22 protein-coding genes are annotated in these 24,061 nt (G+C 73.8%); 10 read left to right on the top strand and 12 right to left on the bottom strand.

Annotated features, from left to right (window positions below; genetic code table 11):
- The first annotated feature begins 50 nt into the window (after positions 1–50).
- Positions 51–1,121, top strand: coding sequence for a type IV toxin-antitoxin system AbiEi family antitoxin domain-containing protein (locus ACO4JP_RS04890; protein ID WP_425956263.1), 1,071 nt, complete (start codon positions 51–53; stop codon positions 1,119–1,121).
- A gap of 148 nt (positions 1,122–1,269) precedes the next feature.
- On the opposite strand, the gene ACO4JP_RS04885 is transcribed toward ACO4JP_RS04890, so the two are convergent.
- Positions 1,270–3,753 carry a GH36-type glycosyl hydrolase domain-containing protein gene (locus ACO4JP_RS04885; RefSeq protein WP_425956262.1) on the bottom strand — a complete coding sequence of 828 codons (2,484 nt, stop codon included), beginning with the start codon at positions 3,751–3,753 and terminating at the stop codon, positions 1,270–1,272.
- Between the two features lie 132 nt (positions 3,754–3,885).
- Positions 3,886–7,401, bottom strand: a complete 3,516-nt coding sequence (locus ACO4JP_RS04880) for a bifunctional proline dehydrogenase/L-glutamate gamma-semialdehyde dehydrogenase (protein ID WP_425956261.1) — start codon at positions 7,399–7,401, stop codon at positions 3,886–3,888.
- Between the two features lie 44 nt (positions 7,402–7,445).
- Here ACO4JP_RS04880 and ACO4JP_RS04875 point away from each other — a divergent pair, with 44 nt between their 5' ends.
- From ACO4JP_RS04875 to ACO4JP_RS04855, 5 genes are all read left to right on the top strand, one after another.
- Positions 7,446–8,270 (top strand): aldo/keto reductase, encoded by an 825-nt coding sequence (locus ACO4JP_RS04875; protein WP_425956260.1) that lies wholly within the window; start codon positions 7,446–7,448, stop codon positions 8,268–8,270.
- 98 nt (positions 8,271–8,368) lie between these two features.
- Positions 8,369–9,634, top strand: a complete 1,266-nt coding sequence (locus ACO4JP_RS04870) for a Glu/Leu/Phe/Val family dehydrogenase (RefSeq protein WP_425956259.1) — start codon at positions 8,369–8,371, stop codon at positions 9,632–9,634.
- Positions 9,635–9,648: 14 nt separating this feature from the next.
- On the top strand, positions 9,649–9,942 hold the full coding sequence (locus ACO4JP_RS04865) for an antibiotic biosynthesis monooxygenase family protein (protein WP_425956258.1): 294 nt from the start codon (positions 9,649–9,651) through the stop codon (positions 9,940–9,942).
- A complete protein-coding gene (locus tag ACO4JP_RS04860; RefSeq protein WP_425956257.1) occupies positions 9,939–10,790 on the top strand; it encodes a putative protein N(5)-glutamine methyltransferase in 852 nt (283 codons plus the stop codon). The genes ACO4JP_RS04865 and ACO4JP_RS04860 overlap by 4 nt, the downstream gene beginning before the upstream one ends.
- 9 nt (positions 10,791–10,799) lie before the next feature.
- Positions 10,800–11,276 carry a TspO/MBR family protein gene (locus ACO4JP_RS04855; RefSeq protein WP_425956256.1) on the top strand — a complete coding sequence of 159 codons (477 nt, stop codon included), beginning with the start codon at positions 10,800–10,802 and terminating at the stop codon, positions 11,274–11,276.
- A 48-nt stretch (positions 11,277–11,324) separates the two neighbouring features.
- On the opposite strand, the gene hemQ is transcribed toward ACO4JP_RS04855, so the two are convergent.
- Positions 11,325–12,098: a hydrogen peroxide-dependent heme synthase gene (gene hemQ, locus ACO4JP_RS04850; RefSeq protein WP_425956255.1), complete on the bottom strand. Its 774-nt coding sequence runs from the start codon at positions 12,096–12,098 to the stop codon at positions 11,325–11,327.
- Positions 12,095–13,240, bottom strand: a complete 1,146-nt coding sequence (locus ACO4JP_RS04845) for a ferrochelatase (RefSeq protein ID WP_425956254.1) — start codon at positions 13,238–13,240, stop codon at positions 12,095–12,097. The genes hemQ and ACO4JP_RS04845 overlap by 4 nt, the downstream gene beginning before the upstream one ends.
- A 146-nt stretch (positions 13,241–13,386) precedes the next feature.
- On the opposite strand from ACO4JP_RS04845, the gene ACO4JP_RS04840 reads away from it, so the two are divergent.
- Positions 13,387–14,556, top strand: coding sequence for an AAA family ATPase (locus tag ACO4JP_RS04840; protein ID WP_425956253.1), 1,170 nt, complete (start codon positions 13,387–13,389; stop codon positions 14,554–14,556).
- Between the two features lie 45 nt (positions 14,557–14,601).
- Here ACO4JP_RS04840 and ACO4JP_RS04835 read toward each other — a convergent pair whose 3' ends face one another.
- The 5 genes from ACO4JP_RS04835 to ACO4JP_RS04815 form a co-directional block, all read right to left on the bottom strand.
- Entirely contained in the window at positions 14,602–15,009 is a 408-nt protein-coding gene (locus tag ACO4JP_RS04835; protein WP_425956252.1) for a transferase, read from the bottom strand.
- 106 nt (positions 15,010–15,115) lie between these two features.
- On the bottom strand, positions 15,116–16,348 hold the full coding sequence (locus ACO4JP_RS04830) for a glycerate kinase (protein ID WP_425956251.1): 1,233 nt from the start codon (positions 16,346–16,348) through the stop codon (positions 15,116–15,118).
- Complete coding sequence (locus tag ACO4JP_RS04825; RefSeq protein ID WP_425956250.1) at positions 16,345–18,450, bottom strand: MMPL family transporter; 2,106 nt, start codon at positions 18,448–18,450, stop codon at positions 16,345–16,347. Before ACO4JP_RS04825 ends, ACO4JP_RS04830 begins: the two co-directional genes overlap by 4 nt.
- Before the next feature lie 143 nt (positions 18,451–18,593).
- On the bottom strand, positions 18,594–19,088 hold the full coding sequence (locus ACO4JP_RS04820) for a MarR family winged helix-turn-helix transcriptional regulator (protein WP_425956249.1): 495 nt from the start codon (positions 19,086–19,088) through the stop codon (positions 18,594–18,596).
- On the bottom strand, positions 19,085–19,846 hold the full coding sequence (locus ACO4JP_RS04815; RefSeq protein ID WP_425956248.1) for an isoprenyl transferase: 762 nt from the start codon (positions 19,844–19,846) through the stop codon (positions 19,085–19,087). The genes ACO4JP_RS04820 and ACO4JP_RS04815 overlap by 4 nt, the downstream gene beginning before the upstream one ends.
- A gap of 217 nt (positions 19,847–20,063) precedes the next feature.
- Between ACO4JP_RS04815 and trhA the strand changes: the two genes are divergently transcribed.
- Entirely contained in the window at positions 20,064–20,822 is a 759-nt protein-coding gene (gene trhA / locus ACO4JP_RS04810) for a PAQR family membrane homeostasis protein TrhA (RefSeq protein WP_425956247.1), read from the top strand.
- 9 nt (positions 20,823–20,831) lie between these two features.
- On the opposite strand, the gene ACO4JP_RS04805 is transcribed toward trhA, so the two are convergent.
- From ACO4JP_RS04805 to mca, 3 genes are read right to left on the bottom strand one after another with little or no spacing between them, the layout of a single operon-like run.
- Complete coding sequence (locus ACO4JP_RS04805; protein ID WP_425956246.1) at positions 20,832–21,629, bottom strand: carbon-nitrogen hydrolase family protein; 798 nt, start codon at positions 21,627–21,629, stop codon at positions 20,832–20,834.
- The gene (locus ACO4JP_RS04800) at positions 21,626–22,003 is read right to left on the bottom strand and encodes a hypothetical protein (RefSeq protein WP_425956245.1); all 378 of its coding nucleotides are present in this window, start codon (positions 22,001–22,003) and stop codon (positions 21,626–21,628) included. The genes ACO4JP_RS04805 and ACO4JP_RS04800 overlap by 4 nt, the downstream gene beginning before the upstream one ends.
- On the bottom strand, positions 22,000–22,881 hold the full coding sequence (mca, locus tag ACO4JP_RS04795; protein WP_425957055.1) for a mycothiol conjugate amidase Mca: 882 nt from the start codon (positions 22,879–22,881) through the stop codon (positions 22,000–22,002). Before mca ends, ACO4JP_RS04800 begins: the two co-directional genes overlap by 4 nt.
- Before the next feature lie 141 nt (positions 22,882–23,022).
- Here mca and ACO4JP_RS04790 point away from each other — a divergent pair, with 141 nt between their 5' ends.
- Complete coding sequence (locus ACO4JP_RS04790; RefSeq protein WP_425956244.1) at positions 23,023–23,427, top strand: DUF4307 domain-containing protein; 405 nt, start codon at positions 23,023–23,025, stop codon at positions 23,425–23,427.
- Positions 23,428–23,570: 143 nt separating this feature from the next.
- A complete protein-coding gene (greA, locus tag ACO4JP_RS04785; protein WP_425956243.1) occupies positions 23,571–24,053 on the top strand; it encodes a transcription elongation factor GreA in 483 nt (160 codons plus the stop codon).
- Positions 24,054–24,061 lie beyond the last annotated feature (8 nt).

Here is a 24,061-nt window from a genome sequence, read left to right as displayed (position 1 = left end):
GAATGAGGGGCGTGAAGCGGATCTCTTCCCTGCCTAGCGGGGTGCTTGTCTTGGCTGCGCAGCAGGAACAGCTGGTCAGCGCTCGTCAGCTTGTCGCCCATGGAGTCCCTTACCAGCGGATCGCGGACCGCGTGCACCAGGGCTCGCTCACCTGCGCTGCCGTCGGCGTGTACGACTGCGAGCCCACCGCACCGGGCGGGCGCACGATGGCGTGGGCCCGGGCTCGCGGCTGGGCCGAGCCCGGCGCGGTGTTCGACCACCTGTGCCGCCGGTCGGCGACGCTCGCTCTGCTCGAGCGCGGCGACCTCGCGGTGGCCGTCGGGCTGGCCGCGCTCGCGCTGCACGGCGTTCGCGGGCTGCCCCGGGCGTTCGTCCCGAGCGTCGGGTTCCCGACGCGCGCGCCGCGCTCGCCTGCGGACGGCTCGCAGGTGCGACGCCTCCGCGGCCTCGAGGTGACGACGACGGCGTCCGGCTTGCGTGTCGCCCCGCTCGAGGCAGCTCTGGCCCAAGGCGTGCTCGAGCTGACGCGGCGCGCCGACGGGCGGACGCACGCCGTCGCCGTCCTCGACGACGTCCTTTCTCGCGGCCTGCTCGACGACGCCGGGCTGCATCGCGCACGCGCTCACCTGCGACGACGGAAAGGCGCGCTGCTCGCCCGGGAGTGGTGGGACCTCGCGGACGCGGGTTCCCAGTCTCCGGCGGAGACCTGGGCACGCCTCTCGTGCCTCGAGCGTGGGGTCCCGCCCGACTGGCTGCAGCTCGAGGTCGAGAACGCCTTCGGCGCCGTCGTCGCGCGTGTCGACATGGCATGGAGGCTTCCCGACGGCCGGTATCTCTTCGCGGAGATCGACGGCGAAGACGTCCACAGCACTCCCCGCGCGGTCTTCCACGACCGCGCCCGCCAGAACCTCCTGGCCGACATCGGGACGGTCCTGCGCTTCACGGGCGCGGACGCCTGGCATGGCCGCGTGGGCCTGGAGGTCGCCGCGCGCATCCAGCCGAGGCTGGACCCCGACCCCCCCGACCCCCCCGACGCCCCCGGTGCTCCCGGTGCTCCCGCCCCGCCCCACGCTCCCATGACGGTTGTGGGTCCCTGGGGCTCCGGTTATCACGCGCGATAACCGGAGCCCCAGGGACCCACAACGTGCGCGCGGCAGCGCGGCAGCCGGCAGCGCGGCAGCGCGGCAGCGCGGCAGCCGGCAGCGCGGCAGCGCGGCAGCGCGGCAGCGCGGCAGCGCGGCAGCCGGCTGCCGGCTGCCCGGCGGCGCGTCAGAGGATGGCCTCCACGCGGACCGTCGTGCCCGCCGGCGCGTACGGGACCGTGCGGCCTTCCAGCGGCTCGCCGTCGACCGTCAGCGTCGCCCGGCTGCCCGGCGTGCCGCTGTTGCGCACCGTGATCTCGTACGTCGCACCGCGGGCCACGCGGCGGACGGTGAACTCCGGGACGTCCGGGCCGAGCTGCGGGTCGACGACGAGGCCGTCGTAGTCGGGACGCACGCCCAGCAGGTACTGCGACACGGCGACGAAGTTCCAGGCGGCGGTGCCGGTCAGCCAGGAGTTCTTGGCCTGCCCGTGGCGCACGGCCTCCTTGCCCGCGATCATCTGGGCGTACGCGTACGGCTCCAGCTGGTGGACGTCGGAGATCTCCTCACGGTACGCGGGGGTGATGCGCTTGTAGTGGTCGAACGCGGAGGCGCCGTCACCGGCGACCGTCTCGGCGATGATCACCCACGGGTTGTTGTGGCAGAAGATGCCGCCGTTCTCCTTGTAGCCCGGCGGGTAGGTGGAGACCTCGCCCATGTGCACCTGGTAGGTGGTGTAGGCCGGGTACTGCAGCACCATGCCGTGGTCGGTGCCGAGCATGTCCTCGACGGCGGTCAGCGCCTTGCCGGCGGGCGAGGCCGCCCACTCCGGGGAGGACGGGTCCGTGGACTCGACGCCGATGCCCGCCATGATCGCGAAACCCTGCGGCTCGATCCAGATCTTGCCCTCGTCGTGGGCGTCGGTGCCGATCGGGTTGCCGTAGTAGTCGAACGCGCGCAGGAACCAGCCGCCGTCCCACCCGTCCGTGAGCATGGTGGTCTGCATGGCCTCGACGGCCGCGGCGGCCTTCTCGGCCTCCTTGGTGGCGCCGCGCTGCTCGGCGAGCGCCACGTACTCCTTGCCGTACAGCACGAACTGGGCGCCGATGAACGTCGACTCCGCGACGCCGCCGGTCTTGTTGCCCGTGGTCTGGAACGACTCGCCCGGGGTGGTCGAGAAGCAGTTGAGGTTGAGGCAGTCGTTCCAGTCCGCGCGGCCGATGAGCGGCAGGCCGTGCGGGCCCAGGTGCGTCAGGACGAAGTCGACCGAGCGCGACAGGTGCTCGAACAGCGGCACCTCGGTGCCGGGCTCGTTGTCGAACGGCACGGGCTCGTCGAGGATGCCCCAGTCGCCGGTCTCCTTGATGTACGCGGCGACGCCACCGACGAGCCACATGGGGTCGTCGTTGAAGCCCGAGCCCAGGTTGTGGTTCCCGCGCTTGGTGAGCGGCTGGTACTGGTGGTAGGCCGAGCCGTCGGGGAACTGCGTCGAGGCGATGTCGATGATGCGCTCGCGAGCCCGCTCAGGGACCAGGTGCACGAAGCCGAGCAGATCCTGCGACGAGTCGCGGAAGCCCATGCCGCGGCCCATGCCCGTCTCGAAGTACGAGGCCGAGCGGGACATGTTGAACGTGACCATGCACTGGTACTGGTTCCAGATGTTGACCATCCGGTCGAGCTTCTCGTCGCCCGACGTCACCGAGTACGACGACAGCAGCTCGGTCCAGTACGTCTGGAGGGCCTCGACGGCCGCATCGGCCTGCCCGCCCGTCGAGAAGCGCTCCAGCAGCGCGTGCGCACGCTCCTTGTTGATGATCTGGTGGGCCTCGTCGGCCCATTTCTCGTCGTCGGGGTTCTCGACGTAGCCGAGCACGATGACGACGTCGCGCGACTCGCCCGGGGCGAGCGTGACGTCGATCTGGTGCGAGCCGATCGGGTACCAGCCGGAGGCGACCGAGTTCGCGGCCTTGCCGGCACGCGGCACGGCGGCCTCGGCGAGCGTGTTGTACGCGCCCACGAACGTGTCGCGGTCGGTGTCGAAGCCCGCCGTCGGCACGTTGACGCCGTACACCGCGTAGTGGTCGCGGCGCTCGCGGTACTCGGTGCGGTGGTAGATCGCGGCGCCGCCCGACGGCGTCGACTCCTCGACCTCGACCTCGCCGATCGAGAGGTTGCGCTGGTAGTTGGTCTGGTCGTCCTCGGCGTTCCACAGGCAGAACTCGACGTACGAGAACGCGCTGAAGGTCTTGGCGGCGTCCGAGGTGTTGGTGAAGGTGACCTTCTGGACCTCGGCGGTCTCGCCCAGCGGCACGAGGATCGTGGTCTGGACGCGCAGCCCGCCGCGCTCGCCCGTGATGGTCGAGTAGCCCAGACCGTGGCGCGCCTCGAAGTGGTCGAGGTCGGCCTTGACCGGCAGCCACGACGGCGTCCACACGTCGCCGCCGTCGTTGACGAACAGGTAGCGGCCGCCGATGTCGGTGGGGATGTTGTTGTAGCGGTACCGGGTCAGACGGCGCAGCTTCGCGTCGCGGTAGAAGGAGTACCCGCCGGCCTGGTGGCTGAGCAGCGAGAAGAACTGCTCCGAGCCGAGGTAGTTGATCCAGGGGTACGGCGTGTGGGGCGTGGTGATGACGTACTCACGCGCCGAGTCGTCGAAATGGCCGTAACGCATCGTTGCGCCTCCAGGGCGGGTCGGTGTGCGAGGGGTGTGGGAGCGTTCCCACGGTCGCGGTCAGCATATCCGAATGCACTCCAGGCTCCCACGCCCGCCCTCTCCTGCGGCGCCTCGCGGTAGCCCGAGGTCTCAGCTCTGCACGGGGGGTTCTGCATCCGAGGATCGCAGGTGTCCGTACCGGTGCCGGGTGCGGCTCACGGCCTGCTCGCGTAGGAACGCGAGCAGCTCGCGCTCCCCCGATGCCACGACGGGGGCGTCGAGCACCGTCGTCGTGCCCGGGTGCGCGGCGGCCGCCTCCCGCAGCCCCGGCGCGGCGCCGACAACGCGGATGCGCCCGGCGACCTTGCCCGCCGCGACGGCCGCGGCGAAGTCCTCGTGGGAGAGCGGCGGCTCGGTCGGGACGCCCCAGCCGGCGTCCTGCACCGGCACGACGACGGCCGGCACGCCCGCGCACCGCGCGGCCGCGAGCACGCGCGCCACCTCGACAGGCAGGGCGTCGTCCCCGACCCGCACGGTGACGCGGTCGACCGGTCGCAGGCGGAACGTGTTCTCCTCGGAGTGCAGGCCCGACGGGTCCTGCCGCTCGGCGAGCAGCGGCCACGCACGAGCGTCGTCCGCCGAGGCCCATGCGAGCCAGGCGGCCGGATCTGCGGCACGGGACGGCACCCCGGCGTCGGCCCACCTGCCGAGCTGGGCCACGTAGTGCGGGCCCCCAGCCTTGGCGCCCGGGCCCACGCTCGACGCCTTCCAGCCGCCGAACGGCTGCCGCCGCACGATCGCGCCCGTGATGTGGCGGTTGACGTAGAGGTTGCCGGCCTCCACGCGGTCGGTCCACGTGGCGACCTCGTCGTCGTCGAGCGAGTGCAGGCCTGCGGTGAGGCCGAACGCGACCTGGTTCTGCAACATGATCGCGTCGTCGAGGTCCTTCGCCTCCATCAGGCCGAGCACCGGGCCGAACACCTCGGTGAGGTGGAAGAACGAACCGGGCGCGACGCCCACCCGCAGGCCCGGCGTCCACAGGCGCTGCGGGTCCAGGCCTGCGGCCGCTGCCTCGGCTCCGAGTCGGCGCGGGCGCACCAGCCAGGACTCGCCCGGCTCGAGCGTGGTGAGCGCGCGCAGCAGCTTCCCGGCCGCGGGCTCGGTGAGCGGTCCCATGACCGTGGAGAGGTCGGTGGCCGGCCCCACGCGCAGCGAGCGCACGGCGTCGACGAGCTGGCGGCGGAAGCGCTCGCCCGTCGTGGTGGACGGGTCGGCGACCGGGCCGACGAGGATCGCGAGCGAGGCCGCCGAGCACTTCTGCCCCGCGTGGCCGAAGGCGCTGCGCACCAGGTCGGCGACGGCGAGGTCGAGGTCGGCCGACGGCGTGACGACGATCGCGTTCTTGCCCGAGGTCTCGGCCAGCACCGGGCGCTGCGGCTTCCAGCCCGCGAACAGCTCGGCGGTCTCGATCGAGCCGGTGAGGATGATGCGGGCGACGCCGTAGTGCGTGACCAGGTGGCGGGCGACGTCACGGTCGCGGACGCGGAGGAGCTGCAGGACGCCGGCGCTCTGCGCCGGGGTGAGCCCGGTCGCGGCCGCGGCGTCGGCGAGGCCGGCGTGGATGGCCTCGATCGCGACCTCGAAGCAGCGCGGCGTGGGCGAGGCGGGCTTGGCGAGCACCGTGGACCCGGCCGCGAGCGCCGCGAGCACCCCGCCGGCGGGGATCGCGACGGGGAAGTTCCAGGGTGGGGTCACCAGGGTGACCCCATCAGGGGTGAACGCGGCCCCAGGGACGGCGTCGAGCGCCTCGGCCGACTGTGCGTAATAGCGCGCGAAGTCGACGGCCTCGCTGACCTCGGGGTCTGCCTCTGCGACGGTCTTGCCGGCCTCGTGGACCATGGCTGCGACCAGGTCGGCGCGGCGCTCCTCGAGGCGCGCGGCGACCGCCCGCAGCGCCTCGGCACGAGCGGTTGCGGGGACGGCCCCCCAGGCGTGCTGGGCGTCGAGGGCGCGGGTGACGGCGTCGTCGATCGCCGCGGTGGTCTCGACGAGGGGTGCCTGCACGGGCACGTACCCGGAGCGGTCGGGGGAGGCGATCCGTTCGGCCCACTCCCGGTGGGCGGCCACGGCGGGGTCGGTGTCGACGGAGTTCCGGAACTGCCCTGCAAACTCGTCCACGGGAGGTGCGTGGCGTGGTCGGCGGCGCGGTGCGACGTCGTCCGGCGTGAACGGGACCGCCGCAGCGACCGAGGCGCGGAACGCGGCCTCCTGCCCGGCCATCGCCTCGCTCCCCCACGTACCGTCCGGGCCTCGCCCCGACAGGTCGGGCGACGCGGTGGCCGCGTGCAGGAAGTTCTGCGGAGCGGCGTTCTCCTCGAGGCGGCGCACCAGGTAGCTGATGGCGACGTCGAAGTCCTGCGCGCGCACCACGGGTGTGTAGAGCACGACGCGGCCGCCGTGCTGCGCGGCCTCGTCACGCACGGCGCGCGACTCTCCCGGTGCCATGCCCTGCAGCATCTCGAGGTCGAGGCCCTCGGTGACGCCACGGCCGCGAGCGACGAGCACGGCCATGGCCAGGTCGAACAGGTTGTGGGAGGCCACGCCCAGACGCACTGCCGCGGTGCGCGACGGCGTGAGCGCGGCGTCGAGCACGCGCAGGTAGTTGGCGTCGACCTCGGGCTTGGACCCGAAGGGGGCCTGCGGCCAGCCGTGCAGCTCCGACTCGACCTGCTCCATCGCCAGGTTGGCGCCCTTCACCAGGCGAACCTTGACGCGGGCGCCGCCGGCGGCGACGCGGCGGCGCGCGAACGCCGTGACCTCGTCGAGCGCGCCCAGCGCGTCGGGCAGGTAGGCCTGGAGCGCGATGCCGGCCTCGAGCCCGTGGAGCTCGTCCCGGTCGAGGACGTCCTGGAACACCGCGGTGGTGAGGGCCAGGTCGCGGTACTCCTCCATGTCGAGGTTGACGAACACGTCGTGGTCGCGAGCCGCGCGGTACAGCGGCAGCAGCTGCTCGACGACGCGTTCGCGGGAGCCGTCCAGGTCCCAGGTGACGAGCTGCGCGGCGACCGACGAGACCTTGACCGAGACGTAGTCGACGTCGGGGCGCTCGACGAGCGCGATGGTGCGGGCCAGGCGGGCGCGCGCCTCGTCGTCGCCCAGCACGGCCTCGCCGAGCAGGTTGACGTTGAGCGCGTAGCCCTCGGCGCGCGTGCGGGCCAGGTGCCTGCCGAGGCCAGGGCCGGCGTCGGCCACGAGGTGCCCGACGAGCTGCCGCAGCCGCAGCCGCGCGGCGGGCACGACGACGCCGGGCAGCGCCGGCGCGAGGCGCGCGCCGAGGCGCAGCAGCGTGCGGTCCGCGCCGCCGAGGAAGCTCGCGTCGCCCGCGCGGGCGCCCAGGCGGGCCAGCGCCTTCGCGGCCACGTGCACGTCCTGCGGGCGGGCGACGTCGTCGACGAACCCGACCGCGAGCTCGAGGCCCGACGGGTCGGAGACGAGGCGTGCCAGCCGTCGGGCACTGGCCGCCGCGCGGCGGTCGAGGCCGGCAGACGCCCCGGCCCAGCGGGCGGCGAGGGCGACGGCGTCGTCGACGAGGTCTGCGAGCCCGGGGTGCTGGTTCGCGTCGCCCACACCGGCGGTGGCCGGGGCGCTCGTGTCGTGAGTGGTCATGCCCCCAGACTGCCCCTGCCGCGGCGTGCTCGTAGGTTGAGCCCATGACTGCACCCACGATCACGCTCCCCCACGGCCTCGAGCTTCCCGCCCTCGGCCTGGGCACCTGGCCCATGGACGACGCCGCGGCCGCCGTCGGCGTCCGGACCGCCATCGAGGCGGGCTACCGCCTGGTCGACACCGCCGAGAACTACCGCAACGAGGCGGGTGTCGGGAAGGGTGTGCGCGACTCGGGCGTCGCGCGCGAGGACGTCGTCATCACCACGAAGCTCAACCGCCGCTGGCACTCGGTCGAGGGCGTGCGCACGGCGTGGGAGAACAGCGTCCGGCGCCTCGGCGTCGACTACGTCGACCTGTTCCTCATCCACTGGCCCAACCCCGACCAGGGCACGTACGTGCAGGCGTGGGAAGGGCTCGCCACGCTCCTCGACGAGGGCAAGGTACGGGCGATCGGCACCTCGAACTTCAAGCCCGCGCACCTCGAGAGGATCGTCGCGGCCACCGGGGTCGTGCCCGACGTCAACCAGATCAACCTCAACCCGTACGCGCTGCGGTCCGCCTCGGTGGCCGCCAACGCGGAGCACGGCACCGTGACCGAGTCGTGGAGCCCCATCAAGCCGGCATCCGTGCTCGCGGAGGAGCCGGTCACGGCGGCGGCGGCCGCGCACGGGGCCACCCCGGCCCAGGTGGTGCTGCGCTGGCACACGCAGCACGGGTACGTGCCGATCCCCAAGTCCGCGAACCCGGCCCGGCAGGCGGAGAACCTCGCCGTGTTCGGCTTCACGCTGACCGACGCCGAGGTCGCGGCGATCGATGCGCTGGACCGCGGCGAGGCGCACGTGACGGACTCGGACAGCTTCGGGCACTGAGACTCGGGGACACCGAGACCTCGGCGTCGTCGAGCGCGAGGACGGCCGAGAGCCGCCGATCCCGTGCCTGCCGCCGACGGCATGGCTACGTTGGAGCGGTGACCCAGACGACACCTGCCCCGGCCCCGTCCCCGATCGTCACGGCGCACGCCCAGCTCGCTGCTGCCGTCCGCCACCTCGGCTACGACGAGGGCACGCACCAGCACCTCGCCACACCGCGCCGCGAGCTGCACGTCGCCGTGCCGCTGCGCACGGACTCCGGCGAGCTCCGCATGTTCCACGGCTACCGCGTGCAGCACAACATCTCGCGCGGCCCGGGCAAGGGCGGCCTGCGCTTCCACCCCGACGTCGACATCGAGGAGGTGCGAGCGCTGGCGATGTGGATGACGTGGAAGTGCGCCGTCGTCGACATCCCCTACGGCGGCGCCAAGGGCGGCGTGACGATCGACCCGCGCGGCTACTCGCAGGCGGAGCTCGAGCGCGTCACGCGCCGCTACACGTCCGAGATCATGCCGCTCATCGGCCCCGGAACGGACATCATGGCGCCCGACATGGGCACGGACGAGCAGACCATGGCGTGGGTCATGGACACCTACTCGGTCGCGCAAGGGCACACCATCCCCGCGGTGGTCACGGGCAAGCCGATCGCCCTCGGCGGGTCGCTGGGCCGGGCCACCGCGACCAGCGCCGGCGTCGTGCACGTCACCGACTCCGCGCTGCGCGAGCAGGGGCAGTCGATCGAGGGCCGCACCGTCGCCGTCCAGGGCTTCGGCAAGGTGGGTTCGCACGCAGCGCAGATCTTCGCCGCGCGCGGAGCGCGCATCGTCGCGGTGTCCGACGTCGACGGCGGCGTCCGGGCCGACGGCGGCCTCGACATGGCGCGGCTGCTCGAGCACGTCGCAGCGACGGGCACCGTGGTCGGGTTCGACGGTGGCGACCCCATCACGAACGCCGACCTGCTCGCCGTCGACGTCGACGTCCTGGTTCCGGCCGCGACCGAGAACGTGCTGGACGAGACGACCGCGCAGGCGGTGCAGGCACGGCTCGTGGTCGAGGGCGCGAACGGCCCCACCACGCCCGAGGCCGACGCGATCATGGCGAAGAACGGCATCACGGTGGTGCCGGACATCCTCGCGAACGCCGGCGGCGTCGTCGTCTCCTACTTCGAGTGGGTCCAGGCGCACCAGGCGTACTGGTGGACGGCGCCCGAGATCGCGGAGCGGCTCGAGCACCGCATGGCCACCGCGTACGTGGACGTGGCCGAGCACGCGAGCCGCGAGGGGCTGTCGCTGCGCGAGGCGGCGCTGGTCATCGCCGTGAAGCGCGTGGCGGAGGCGCACAAGATCCGGGGCCTGTACCCCTGACCTAGGATCGGCGGGTGATCCGCGAGCACGCCCTGCTGCCCGTCCGGCCCGGCCAGGAGGCCGCCTTCGAGGCTGCGTTCGCCCAGGCGAGACCGCTCGTCGCCGCGACCCCGGGTTTCGGCGGCCTGAGCCTGTCGCGCTCGGTCGAGTCGCCGTCGACGTACCTGCTCCTGGTCGAGTGGGAGTCGGTCGAGGCGCACCAGGTGGGCTTCCGCGGATCGGAGCGCTATCCGCGGTGGCGGGAGCTGCTGCACCACTTCTACGAGCCGTTCCCGGTGGTGGAGCACTTCGTGGAGGTGCTCGCGTGAGCGCGCCGCCGATCGACGGCCTGGTGACGCGCCTGCGGGCGGCGGGCTGCGTCTTCGCCGAGGAGGAGGCCGCGCTGCTGCTGGAGGCGGCGGCCCTCGGTGGCGGCGCGCAGCCAGGCGACCGGCTCGAGCATCTCGTCGAGCGCCGCATCGGCGGGGAGCCCCTCGAGCACGTGCTCGGGTGGGTCGCCTTCGCCGGTCGGCGCTGGGGCGTCGCACCCGGCGTCTTCGTGCCGCGGCAGCGGTCCGAGCTGCTCGTGCGCGAGGCCGTTGCGGCCGCGCCGCCCGGCCGCGCCGTCGTCGTCGACCTGTGCTGCGGCAACGGAGCGCTCGGGGGCGCTGTCGCGCTGGCGCTGCGCGACGCCGGCGGGGAAGTCGTCCTGCATGCGTCCGACGTCGACGCCGCGGCGACCGCCTGCGCGGCGGCCAACCTGGCACCGCTCGGCGGCGTAGTCCACGCCGGCGACCTGTACGCCGCACTGCCCGGCTCGCTGCAGGGCGGGGTCGACATCCTGCTCTGCCACGCGCCCTACGTCCCGACGGCGGCGATCGCGCTCATGCCGCCCGAGGCGCGTGAGCACGAGCCGCTGGTCGCGCTCGACGGCGGCTCCGACGGCCTCGACGTGCTCCGCCGGGTGATCGCGGATGCCTGGTCGTGGCTCGCGCCAGGCGGCAGCCTGCTGTTCGAGGTGGGCGACGACGAGCAGCTCGCCACCGTGGCGACGCATCTGACCGCCGTCGGTCTCGGCCGGCGCGTCGCGGAGGACGACGAGACGGGCGCGACCGTCGTCGTCGCCACGCGGCGTGCGCCGGAGGGCAAGCGAGCGAGTGCGGGGCCGAACGCCTAACGTCGAGCAATGGACCGACGCGCCGTGCTGAGCTCCCTCGCCCTGACCCTTGCTGGAGCCGCGGCCGGGAGCGTCGCCTCGGGACGCGGCACACGGTCGGACTGGTACCACCGCCTGCGCAAGCCGGCGATCCAGCCGCCGCCGGTCGTGTTCCCCGTGGTGTGGACCGCGCTCTACGCGTCGATCGCTGCCGCCTCGGTGGGCGCCCAGGCCGCGGCAGACGAGCCAGGCCGCGTGGCCTACCGCCGCGCCCTGGCCGTCAACATGACGCTCAACGCCGGCTGGTGCTGGACGTTCTTCGCGTGGCACCGGCTCGGGGCGTCGGTCGCCGTCGCGGGCGCGCTGGCCGCCAGCTCGGCCGACCTCGCACGCCGTGCGGCGGCGACGAGCCCCGTCGCGGGGGCGGCTCTCGTGCCCTACGCCGCCTGGACCACCTTCGCGACGGTCCTGGCCGACGCCGTCCGCCGGGCGAACCGGCCCGCGTGACGCCCGGGAACGAGCATCACGCGGGCCGTGCTCAGGCCCCCGACCTGCTCAGGCCAGCGGCTGCGACGCCGCCCACGCGGCGAGCGAGGTGCGCGGGCCCGTGAAGAACGGGACCTCCTCGCGCACATGGCGGCGGGCCTCGGTCGCGCGCAGGTCGCGCATGAGGTCCACGATCCGGTGCAGCTCGTCCGCCTCGAACGCCAGCAGCCACTCGTAGTCCGAGAGCGCGAACGTGCTCATCGTGTTGGCGCGCACGTCCTGGTACCCGGCCGCAGCCATGCCGTGGTCGCGCAGCATGACGCGGCGCTCGTCGTCGGGCAGCAGGTACCAGTCGTAGGAGCGCACGAACGGGTACACGCACAGGTAGCCGCGCGGCTCCTCACCCGCGAGGAACGCCGGCACGTGGCCCTTGTTGAACTCGGCGGCGCGGTGCAGCGCCACCACGGACCACACGGGCTCGAGCGCGGCGCCCAGGTCGGACGCGCGCAGGCGGTGGAACGCGCCCTGGACGGACTCCACGGACGGGCCGTGGACCCAGATCATGAGGTCGGCGTCCGGGCGCAGGCCCGCGACGTCGTACACGCCGCGGACGACGACGTCGCCCGTCGCGCGCGCGGCGTCCCGCTCGACCTCGGGCTGGCCTGCCCACAGCGCGTCCTCGGCGGCGCGGACCAGCTCGGCACGCTCCTCCTCGTCGGCGGGCAGGGCCTGCGTCGTCGCGAAGGTCGCGATCAGGGCGTAACGGAACGACTCGTTGATGCTGGCGGTGTCGACGGACTCGCCGGTGTCGCCGTGGACGTGGGCCTGGTTGGACTCGCTCATCGGTGCATGTCCTCGCTGCAGAGTGCCGGGATGCCGCTGGGGTGCTCGTGCACGCGCAGGCAGCAGTCGGGCGGGGTGATTGAAGGAAAGGCCGGGAAGCTCCCTGTGACGGCCTGCTCGACGTCCTCGCCCCGCGCGAGCGCCGCACGCTCGAGCACGAGGTCGACGAGCTGCTTCACGAACACCGGGCGCGTGCCCACGGTCCCGGCGCGCACGGCGGTCATGCCGAGCTCGCGGGCCGTGGCGATCGCCTCGGTGTCGAGGTCGTAGGCGACCTCCATGTGGTCGGAGACGAACCCGATCGGGGAGAGCACGACGTCGCGCAGCCCCTGCTCGGCCCGCTCGGCCAGCAGGTCGTTGACGTCGGGCTCGAGCCACGGCTGGTGCGGCGGGCCGGAGCGCGAGCAGTACGCGAGCTCCCACGCGACGTCGTGGCCGAGCCGCTCGCCCACCTGGGCCGCGACGAGCGCGGCGATGTCGAGGTGCTGCTCGGAGTAGGACGCGTGCCCGACGCCGGACGCGGCCTCCATCGTGTCGGGCACGGAGTGCGTGACGAAGACGAGCTTTGCCGCGGCGGGGTCGCCGCCGTCGGCCTCGAGCTGCGCGAATGCCTCGACGACGGCGTCCACATTGCCCTGCACGAACCCGGGGGTGTTGAAGTACGAGCGGATCTTGTCGAACTGCACGCCCGTCGAGCCCTCGGGGCCGAGCTGTCCGCGCTTGTCGAGCACGACGGCCAGGTCCTCGCGGTACTGCCGGCACCCGCTGTATGACGAGTACGCGCTGGTCACCAAGGCCACGGCGCGGGACGCGCCCATCGCCTCGAGCTCGTCGACCGCGTCGCTGGTGTACGGGGCCCAGTTGCGGTTGCCCCACACGACCGGCAGGTCGATCCCGCGCGAGGCGAGCTCGGACTCGAGCGCCGCCTTGAGGGCGAGGTTCTGCTCGTTGATCGGGCTCTTGCCGCCGAACCCGTAGTAGTGCTCGCCGACCTCCTCGAGACGCGCGTCCGGGATGCCCTTGCCGGCGGTGACGTTACGAAGGAACGGCACCACGTCCTCGGGCTTGTCGGGGCCGCCGAAGGAGTAGAGCAGCAGGGCGTCGTAGGGGCGCGCGTCGAGCGCCGGGGACGTCGAAGGCATGGCCGAATCCTCCCACTGCCACCTTGGCGTTGGGGCCGAGAGCCGCGCGCGACGATGTGACGTTGTTACGACGAGGCGTCACCACGCGGCCGCGCGGGCGTCGGTGGGCGCGCCTACCTTGGCCACATGACCTGCCCAGGGCTCCCGTGATCCGCACCTTCGCCGTCGACGGGTATCGATCGATCCGCAGCCTCGTGCTCGAGCTCGACCGGCTCACCGTGGTGACCGGTGCGAACGGAGCGGGCAAGTCGTCGCTCTACCGGGCGCTGCGCCTGCTGGCCGAGTGCGCGCTGGGCGGCGTCGTCGGCGCGGTCGCGCGCGAGGGTGGCCTGGCCTCGACGCTCTGGGCGGGCCCCGAGAGGATCGGACGCGCGGTCCGGGCGGGCGAGCACCCGGTGCAGGGCACGACGCGCGCCAGGCCCGTCGCGCTCCGGCTCGGGTTCACCTCCGACGACCTCGGCTATGCGGTCGACCTGGGGCTCCCGCAGCTCCCGCCCGGGCACCCGTTCACGCACGACCCCGAGATCAAGGTCGAGGCCGTGTGGACGGGCCCGGTCCCCCGGCCGACGACGCTTGCCGCCGAGCGCCACGGCCCGGCCGTGCGCGTGCGAGACGACGACGGCGCGTGGCACCAGCGCCCCGGCCGCCTACGCACCTTCGAGTCGATGCTGACCGAGGTCGTGGACCCGGCCGGCGCCCCCGAGCTGCTCGAGGTCCGCGAGCGCCTACGCGGCTGGCGCTTCTACGACCAGCTGCGCACGGACGTCGATGCGCCCGCCCGCCGCCCGCAGGTGGGCACGCGCACCCCGGTGCTGGGGCCCGACGGCGGGGACCTGGCCGCGGCGCTCGCGACGGTCGTCGACCTGGGGCTGGGCAACTCGCTCGACCATGCGGTCTCGCGGGCCTTCCCCGGCTCGCGCCTGGACGTGGACGCGCACGACGGGCGGTTCGAGGTGACGTTGCACCAGCACGGGCTGCTGCGCGCGCTCACCGCGGCCGAGCTGTCCGACGGGACCCTGCGCTACCTGCTGTGGGTGGCCGCGCTCCTGACGCCGCGCCCGCCCGAGCTGCTGGTGCTGAACGAGCCGGAGACGAGCCTGCACCCGGACCTGCTGCCGGCGCTGGGCGAACTGGTGCGCGAGGCGGCCGAGCGCACCCAGGTGGTGATCGTGACGCACTCGGCGCCGCTGGTCGCCGCCGTGGGCACGGGCGACGGCGTCGCACGCGTCGAGCTGGTCAAGGACTTCGGCGAGACCAGCGTCGCGGGCCGCGAGGGGCCATTGGACCAGCCGCGCTGGTCGTGGCCGTCGCGCTAGCCGTGGCGTGCGCCCCGTCGCGACCGGCGGTCGCGGCGGGGGACCTCAGGCCGCGATGCCGTAGCGCGCCCGGGTGACGACGTCCCCCGCCGCGACGCTCGCGTCCTCAGGCACACGCGTGCGCGCCTCCACGCGGGCGCCGGCGCCCAGCCGGACGCCGCGTTCGAGGCGGGCCCCGTCCCCGACCTCGGCGCCGGGGCCGACATGAACGTTGCGGCCGACGACGACGTCGCGGCCCACGTGCGCGTCCGTGTCGATCCAGGCTCCGGCGCCGATCGTGGTGCCAGAGCCGACGCGCGCTCCGGGCTCGACCCAGGCGTCGCGGGCCACGAATGCCGTGGCCTCGACCGCCGCATGGGGCGCGACGAGGCCGCCGCCGTTGCGGTGGCGCCTGTAGACGACGGTGCGCCCATGCTCCTCGAACTCGACGCGCGTAGTACTGCGGCCGGACATTTGACCTCCAGTCGGGATTTTCGGTCGCCGGGACACCCGGACCACGCGGGGGCTCCGGCAACCTGTGAAGAACAGCGCAACCTCCGGGCAAGGTATTCCCGCGAGGTCAGACCTCGGGCTGGCGCGACCGTGCCTGGCACGCGCCGTCGCGGTCCGCGGGCGCGCGGTCAGCGAGCGCAAGTGCCGCGACCGACGCCGCGACCTCTGAGAGCCGCTGCGGGGTGCGGGCCACGAGGTCGTCCACCTCGACCGGCCCGGGCGCGATCGAGAACGCCGCGCGGATGCCCGCGGCGCGCGTCTGCGCCGAGGGCAGCAGCACCTGGCCTGCGATCACGACGACGGGCGGCCGGGACGGCGAGGCCGCCGCGGCGCGCACGACGCCGTCGGCCACCTTGCCACGCACGGACTGCGAGTCGAACGAGCCCTCGCCGGTGATGACCAGGTCGGCGTCGGCCAGCGCTGCGGGCAGCCCCACGGCCTCGGCGACGAGGTCGGCTCCGCGCTCGACGGAGGCGCCGAGCACGGCCACCAGCGCCGCCGGCACGCCGCCCGCGGCTCCCGCGCCGGGCAGCTCGCGCACCGCACGGCCGGTCTCGCGCTCGAGCAGCCCGGCCCAGCGCGCGAGCGCCTCGTCGAGGAACGCGACGTCGCCGGGGCCGGCGCCCTTCTGCGGCCCGAACACGGCGGCGGCGCCGTGCTCGCCCGTGAGCGGGTTGGTGACGTCGACGGCAAGCCGCCACCGCACCTCGCGCGCCCGCGGGTGCAGGCCCGTCAGGTCGAGCGACGCGACGCGCGCCAGCCCCTCGCCGCCGTCGGGCACCGGCTCGCCGCCGGCGTCGAGCATGCGCACCCCGAGCCCGGCCAGCACGCCCGCGCCGCCGTCGGTCGACGCGGAGCCGCCGAGGCACACGAGCACCTCCGCCACCCCGGCGTCGAGCACCGCCGCCGCGACCTCGCCCGTGCCGCGCGTGTGCGCGTGCAGGGGCTGCCGCTTCACGTCCGCGACCCCGGGCAGCCCCGACGCCGAGGCGAGCTCGACGACGCCGACGCGGCCGTCGGGCGAGGTGGCCCAGCGGGCCGTCGTCGGGCGTCCGATCGCGTCGACCGTGGCGAGGTCGTGCTGCGGCACGCCCCATGCCGCGGCGAGCGCATCGAGCGTGCCCTCGCCGCCGTCGGCCATCGGAAGGGTCGTGACCCGGGCGGCCGGCACGGCGGCGAGCACGCCGGCGGCGATGGCCTCCGCCACGTCGACCGCCCCGAGCGACCCCTTGAAGGAGTCGGGGGCGACGACGACGTGGGGGCCATCGCCGCAGGCAGGGTCGTGCGTGGTACTGGTCACCCGGGCGACGATACTGTCGCGGGCTCACGTTCGGCCTCCGGCGCGGCGCGTCGTGCAAGGCGGCTCGGCCACCACATGCGCTCCCCGACGTCGAGCGTGAGCGCGGTGACGAGCACCGACCGCACCACGAGGGTGTCGAGCAGCACGCCGAACGCCACGGCGAACCCGATCTCGGCGAACACCACGACGGGCAGCGTGCCCAGGGTGGCGAACGTGCCGGCCAGCACGGCACCCGCCGAGGTGATGACCGCACCGGTCGCCGCGAGGCCGCTGAGGGCGCCGCGGCGTGTGCCGCGCGTGAGCGCCTCCTCCCGCACCCGGGTCATGAGGAAGATGTTGTAGTCGATCCCCAGGGCCACGAGGAACACGAACGCGTACAGCGGCATGGACGGGTCGGTGCCGGCGAACCCGAACACGTGCTTGAACACCAGCGCGCTCACGCCCAGCGCGGCGCCGAACGACAGCACCACCGTGGCGATGAGGATCAGCGGTGCCACGATCGCCCGCAGCAGCAGGCCCAGGATGATCAGCACCGTCAGCAGGATCGCCGGCATGATCACCTTGTTGTCGGCGCTGGCCGCGGCGAGGACGTCGACGTTCGACGCCGTCGACCCGCCCACCTGGGCGTTCGCGTCCGGCACGGCATGGACGGCGTCCCGCACCCGGCCGATCGTCGCCTCGGCCGCGTCGGAGTCGGCCGGGTCGGTGAGCGTCGCCTGGATCATCGCGTCGGCGCCCTTCGTGACCGGGTCGGTCACCGAGGCGGGGTCGATGCCGTCCACGCCCTTGACAGCGTCCGCCACGTCGGCGGCCGCAGGGGCATTCGCGACGACCACGACGGGCTGGCCAGCGCCGGCCGGGAAGTGCTCGGCGAGCACCTGCCCGCCCGTGATCGACGGCTGCTCGCCACGGAACGACTCCTCGGCCGTCAGGCCGGTCGCGGAAAGCTGGGTGATGCCGATGCACATCACCGCGAGCACCGCCGACGTGACGACCCAGGTGCGCCGCGGCGCCGTCGCGATGCGGCGCCCGAGCCTGGCCCACACGCCGTCGGAGGTGGGCTCGTGCTGGCCCAGCGTGGGCACGCGCGGCCAGAACACCCAGCGCCCGCACACCACGAGCAGCGCAGGCAGCAGCGTGAGCATGACGAGCACGGCGACGGCGACGCCGATCGCGGCGACCGGCCCGAGCCCGCTCGTCGAGGCGAGCTGCGCCAGCATCAGGCACAACATCCCGACGGCGACGGTCGCGCCGCTGGCCACGATCGCCGGCGCTGCCCGGTGCAGCGCCACCGCCATCGCCTGGTGGCGGTCGGCGTGCCGGCGCAGCTCCTCGCGGTAGCGGGCCACCAGCAGCAGGGCGTAGTCCGTCCCCGCGCCGAAGACAAGGACTGTGAGGATGCCCTGGCTCTGGGCGTTCACGGTCAGCACGTCGTGCGCTGCCAGCCACGCGATCACCGCCTGCGCGGCGACGAGCGCCACCCCCACCGACACGAGCGGCAGCAGCCACAGCACCGGGCTGCGGTAGGTGAGCAGCAGGATCACGATCACGACGCCCGCCGCCGCGTACAGCAGCGTCGACTCGATGCCGCTGAACGCGTTCGAGCTGTCGGCGGCGCTCGCGGCCGGGCCGGTCACGTAGACGCTCAGGCCGTCGGCGCCGTGCTCGGCGATGCTGCGGACGTCGTCGATCATGCCGGGCGCCGCGTCCCAGCCGTCGCTGCCGAAGTGGAACGGGACGATGACCTGGAGGGCCTTGCCGTCCTCCGAGGGGACCGGCCCGACGACGTCGCCCTGGACGCGGTCGAGACCGCGGTAGGCCTGGGCGTCCGCGGCCGCCTTGGCGGCGTCGGCCTGCGTGATGCCGTCCTCGCGCACGTAGACCACGACGGCGGGGAAGATGTCCTGCGACCCGAACACCTCGGCGCGGTGCATCGCCTGGGTGGACTCGGCGCTGGCGGGCAACCATGCGTCGGCGTCGTTGCTCTGATGGTCGGACAGGGTGCCCGCGAGGGGGCTGAGCAGGGCCGCGACCGCGACCCAGCCGGCGACGACGAACCATTTGACGGACCGGTGCGCGATCCATCCGGCGATGGCGGACATGCGGACTCCAGGGGCGACGGGCGGGATGTGACGCGGAGCACTCCCAGCCTCGACCCAGCGTCCCACGGGTCGGAATCGGGGAGAACCCTGAAGGCTCCCCGACTCAGACGAGTTGCCCCCGACTCAGACGGTCAGCCCCCGACTCAGGTCCGATCGACCGGCGGGATGGTCGCCTGCGCCTTGCGCAGCGCGTCGAGCAGGCCGCGCAGGGTCCGCTGCTGGTCGTCGTCGAGCGCGCCGCCCACGTACCGGCCCATGGCCTGCACGTGCCGGGCGCCGACCTCGCGCTGGATACGGCGGCCGTCCGCGGTGACCGTCACGAGGGTGCCGCGGGCGTCGTCGGGCGGGACCGTCCGGGTGACCAGGCCGCGGGCCTCCATGCGCTCGACCAGCCTGGAGACCGAGGACTGCACCAGGTAGAGGTGCTGCGTCAGCTCGCGCAGGCGCAGCGCACCCCCGGAGGACGCCAGCACGAACAGCACGTCGTACTCGCGCAGCGAGACCTCGTCCCAGATCGGGTCGTCCTGCAGCCGGCGCAGCAGCAGCGCCTGGGTGCGGAAGAGGGCCTGCCACGTCGCGGCGGCGCGGCGGTCACCGTCGGTCGAGGCCGCCGAGGGGGGCTCGGAGGGCGCGGTCACCGCCCGAGCCTCCGCTCCCGCCGGGTGAAGTCACGTAGCGCGCGCAGGAAGTCCACGCGTCGGAAGTCGGGCCAGTAGGCCTCGCAGAAGTACAGCTCCGAGTGCGCGGACTGCCACATCAGGAACCCGCCGATGCGCTGCTCGCCCGAGGTGCGGATCACGAGCTCGGGGTCGGGCTGCCCCGCGGTGTAGAGGTGCTCGGCGATGTCGTCGACGTCGATGCTCTCGGCGAGGTCGTCGAGCGTCGCGCCCGCGTCGGCCTGCACACGCAGGTAGGAGCGGACCGCGTCGGCGATCTCGTGGCGCCCGCCGTAGCCGATGGCCACGTTGACCTGGAGGCCGCGGACGCCCGCCGTGCGGTCGGACGCTTCGCGCAGCGCGCCGGCGAGGCGTCCGGGCAGCAGGTCGAGGCGCCCGACGACGCGTACCCGCCACCGCCCGGAGTCGGCCAGGCCGCGCACGGCGTCCTCGATGATGTCGAGCAGGTCGTCCAGCTCGCCCGCCGACCGCCCGAGGTTGTCGGTGGACAGCATCCACAGCGTGGCGACCTCGACGCCCAGGTCGTCGGCCCAGCCGAGGAACTCCGCGATCTTGTCGGCGCCGCGCCGGTGGCCGGTCGCGGCGGGCTCGCCGAAGGACTTCGCCCATCGCCGGTTACCGTCGAGGATGACGCCGACGTGCCTCGGCAGGCGATCGGGGGTGAGCCCGGAGGCGAGGCGACGCTCGTACAGGCGGTAGAGCGCATGGGGCAGTCGCACGCGTTCACCGTACCGGCCCGCGAAGCCCACGCTGGCGGCGGCGCGAGGCTCTGCGCGGCCGGGCGCGGGATCTTCACGAACCGCGCACCCTAGATGTGCCGCCCCTCTGGGCGCGCAAGCCTACGGTGGCGTAACCTACGCAAGCGTAAGTTTGCGGCGGCTGCGAAGGCACCAACGCCGCCGGCGACATCCGAGCCCCGACCACCAGGAGGCCCCCATGGCAGCACATGCCGACCCCCGCCCCGGCCAGGATCTCGTCCCCGACGCGCTCGACGCCGCGAGGGCCGCCGTCGCGGAGACGGTGCAGACGGTCAGCACCACGGTCAGCACGGCTGTCGCGCAGCTGAAGCCGAAGCTGCGCGGGTGGATCCACGCCGTCACGGCACCGCTCGCGCTCGCCGCCGGGATCGTGCTCGTCGTCCTGTCGCCGCCCGTCGCGGGCAAGGTCGCCGCGACGGTGTTCATGGTGACGTCGCTGTCGCTGTTCGGCACCAGCGCCGTCTACCACCGGGGCCAGTGGTCGGTGAAGGTCGCCGCGGCCCTGCGCCGCATGGACCACGCGAACATCTTCCTCATCATCGCGGGCACCTACACGCCCCTCGCAGTGCTGCTGCTCCCGACCCGGACCGCGACGATCCTGCTGTTCATCGTCTGGGGCGGCGCCGTGGTCGGGCTGCTCGCCCGCGTGTTCTGGATGAGCGCACCGCGGTGGGCCTACGTGCCGGTGTACGTCGCGCTCGGCTGGGTCGCGGTCGCCTACATGAACCAGTTCTGGGCCACGGGCGGCCCCGCCGTCGTCTGGCTGGTGATCGCGGGCGGCATCGCCTACACGCTCGGCGCGGTCATCTACGGGACCAAGTTCCCCAACCCGTCGCCGCGTTGGTTCGGCTTCCACGAAATCTTCCACGCGCTGACGGTGGTGGGCTTCACGTGCCACACGGTCGCGATCTTCATCGCGGCGCTCGCCGCGAGGTAGCCCCGCGCGCTACCTCGGGATGACCGTGTAACGGCGGTTCCTCAGAGAAGGGTTGCTCGCGCGCGTCGTCGCGATCAACTCGCCGTCCAAGGTGGTCGTAGGCACCTCCGGGTGCTCGCCCAGCTCCAGCAGGACGGAGCCGTCCGGGCCCGCGACCAGCGAGCGGCCCGTCACGCCGCGGCCCGCCATGCCGACCCCGACCACCGCCGCCGTGTTCTCGATCGCTCGAGCACGCAGCAGCGTTCGCCAGTGGTCGTCCTTGAGCGGCCCCGCCGCCCAGGCGGCCGGGACGAGGAGCACCTGCGCGCCCGCGTCCACGAGCCGGCGCGCCGACTCCGGGAACCGTAGGTCGTAGCACGTCAGGACGCCGAACGTCAGCCCGCCGACGGCGAGGGTCAGCGGCGCGGCGGCGGCGGGGCCCGGCTCGAGCCTGTCGGACTCGCGCGTACCGAACGCGTCGTACAGGTGCACCTTGCGGTACAGACCGGCGAGCTCGCCGTCCGCGCCGACGGCGACGACGGCGTTGACGCCCCGCTCCGGGCTCTCGCCGGGCAGCGTCGTGCCCGCGACCACCGCGAGCCCGTGCTCGCGCGCCAGCGCGCGCAGCAGCGAGACGAACGGCCCGTCGAGCGGCTCGGCCTGCGCCGGCCCGACGCCCCGCGGGTCGTAGCCCGAGGCGTACTCCGGCAGCACCACGAGGTCGCTCCCCGCCTCCGCAGCCTGCCGGACGACGCCGTTGACGACGTCGCGGTTGACCGCGTGGTCCGCCGAGACCTCGACCTGGCCGACCGTGACCCGCACCGTCATGGGCGCGGTGCGCTGCCGTCGCCGTCGGTCTCGCCGTCGTGCGGCGCGGAGCCCGGAGCGGCGAACGGCGCACCGCCGTCGAGCACGCCCGGGACGGTCGGCTCGGGCGCCCGCACGGGCAGCCGCCCGTGCTGCACACCGCGCGCCGACTCCGCGACCTCGAGGCCCTGGACGCGCGCGTTGCGCGTCGTGCGGCGCAGCGATCGGGTCATGAGCAGGAACAGGCCGATGGCGACGAGCACCAGCGCGAACGTCGCGATGAACCCGACCAGGCCGGGCGTCACCGTCGTGACGTCGAGCTGCTTGGCCGGCGACGGCGAGGGCGACGGGGTCGCCGCGGCCAGGGCGGCGAACGGCAGGGCGAGCGCGCTCATCGGGCCGCCTCCGTCCCGCGGACGCCGGCGAACAGGTCGTCCTCGGGCAGGTCGGTCGGCACCCGGGACTCCGCGAGCTCGTACTCCTCCCACGGCCACACGTCCGCCTCGACGTCGCGCGGCACGGCGAAGAAGAAGCCGGTGGGGTCGATCTGCGAGGCGTGCGCGGTGAGCGCGGCGTCGCGCTGCGGGAACCAGTCGGCCGCAGGGACCTTCGTGGTCACCTGGCGCTCCGGGATCTCGCGCGCGGTGCGCGACTCGATCCAGTCGCCGAAGGGCGACTCGAGGCCCTGGCCCTCCATGGCCTCGTGCACGGCGCGCAGGCGCTCGAGCGAGAAGCCGTGGTTGAAGTAGAGCTTGAGCGGGGTCCAGGGCTCCGCTCCCCCGTCGACGACGTACCGGGCCCCGTCGCCCGCCGCCTCCCACGCCTCCATCGACACGGTGTTCGTGTAGACGTGGTCCGGGTGCGGGTAGCCGCCGCTCGGGTCGTACGTCGTGATCACGTGCGGGCGAAACCGTCGAACCGCCTCGACCAGCGGCGCGGCCGCCTGCTCGAGCGGCACCAGCGCGAACGCGTCCTCGGGCAGCGGCGGCAACGGGTCCCCCTCGGGCAGGCCCGAGTCGACGAAGCCGAGCCAGTGCTGCTGCACGCCCAGCGCTGCCGCCGCGGCCGCCATCTCCAGCCGGCGAACGGCCCGCTTGCCCTCGACCGTGTCGAACTCGTGCCCCTCGGGGACCTCGAAGGCCGGGTTGAGCACGTCGCCGCGCTCCCCGCCCGTGCAGGTCACCACCAGCACCTCGACTCCCTCGGCGGCATAGCGGGCCGTCGCGGCCGCGCCCTTGCTCGACTCGTCGTCAGGGTGCGCGTGGACCGCCATCAGCCGCAGGCGGCCGGGGGTTCCGAGGGGGGCACTGGACAAGGCTGACCTCCACGATCAGGGACGTTCCGCGCAACATCACACGCTGCCGACCCCGCGTGAGTCGAACCGCGCCGTGCGCATCGACCACAATCATGCTCCATGAGCACCGCCGTCCCGCCCACCCCGCCCGCCGACCGGTACGGGCGCACCGCGTCGGGGCTCTCGCGCGGCGCCAAGGTGGCCATCGCGGTCGCGCTGGCCGCGGCCGTGGCGCTCGCGGCGTGGCTCGCGTTCGCGCAGTACCGCCAGTCGCCGATCCAGGCCGACGTCGTCTCGTTCCGTGTGACCAGCGCGGAGGAGATCGAGATCGACTTCCAGGTCGCCATGCGCCCGGGCACGACGGCGGTGTGCACGGTGGGCGCGCTGTCGCCCAGCTTCGCCGAGGTGGGCTCGATGCAGGTGCATGTGGGCCCGAGCACGAGCGACGCCGCCCGCTACACGGTGACGCTGCGCACGACGCAGAAGGCCACCACGGGCGTCATCGACAGGTGCATTCCGGACTGAAGGACTTGCCTCGGGCGCGTGGTCGCGGGATAGGCTCGGGGATTCACGCAGTCCTGACCCAGCCGACACGCGTGCCGACGCGGTCGGTGCGGCTTCGTGCGGCCCGGCCCAGGCACCCCGAGCACCACGAAAGGAGAGCCCTCGTGTCCGAACCAGCCGTCACCTGGCTCACCCAGGAGGCTCACGACCGGCTGAAGGCTGAGCTGGAGCACCTCTCCGGGCCTGCCCGCACCGAGATCGCTGAGCGCATCGCCGCCGCCCGCGACGAGGGCGACCTCAAGGAGAACGGCGGTTACCACGCCGCCCGCGAGGAGCAGGCCAAGAACGAGGCGCGCATCCGTGAGCTCAGCGAGAAGCTGCGCACCGTGCACATCGGCACGCCGCCGGACGACGGCATGGTCGAGGCGGGCATGCTCGTCGACGTGCTGCTCGCCGGCGAGCCCATGACGTTCCTCCTGGGCTCGCGCGAGATCGCGGGCACCACCGACGTCGACGTGTACTCCCCCACCTCGCCCCTCGGCGCGGCCATCAACGGCCACTCCATCGGCGAGACGGTGAGCTATGCCGCGCCGAACGGCAAGCAGTTCACGGTCGAGATCACGGGCGCGAAGCCGTTCCAGGGCTGAGCCCGCTC

Source organism: Xylanimonas sp. McL0601, assembly GCF_049852175.1.
Classification (GTDB): domain Bacteria; phylum Actinomycetota; class Actinomycetes; order Actinomycetales; family Cellulomonadaceae; genus Xylanimonas.
This window is presented reverse-complemented; position numbering and strand designations above follow the sequence as displayed.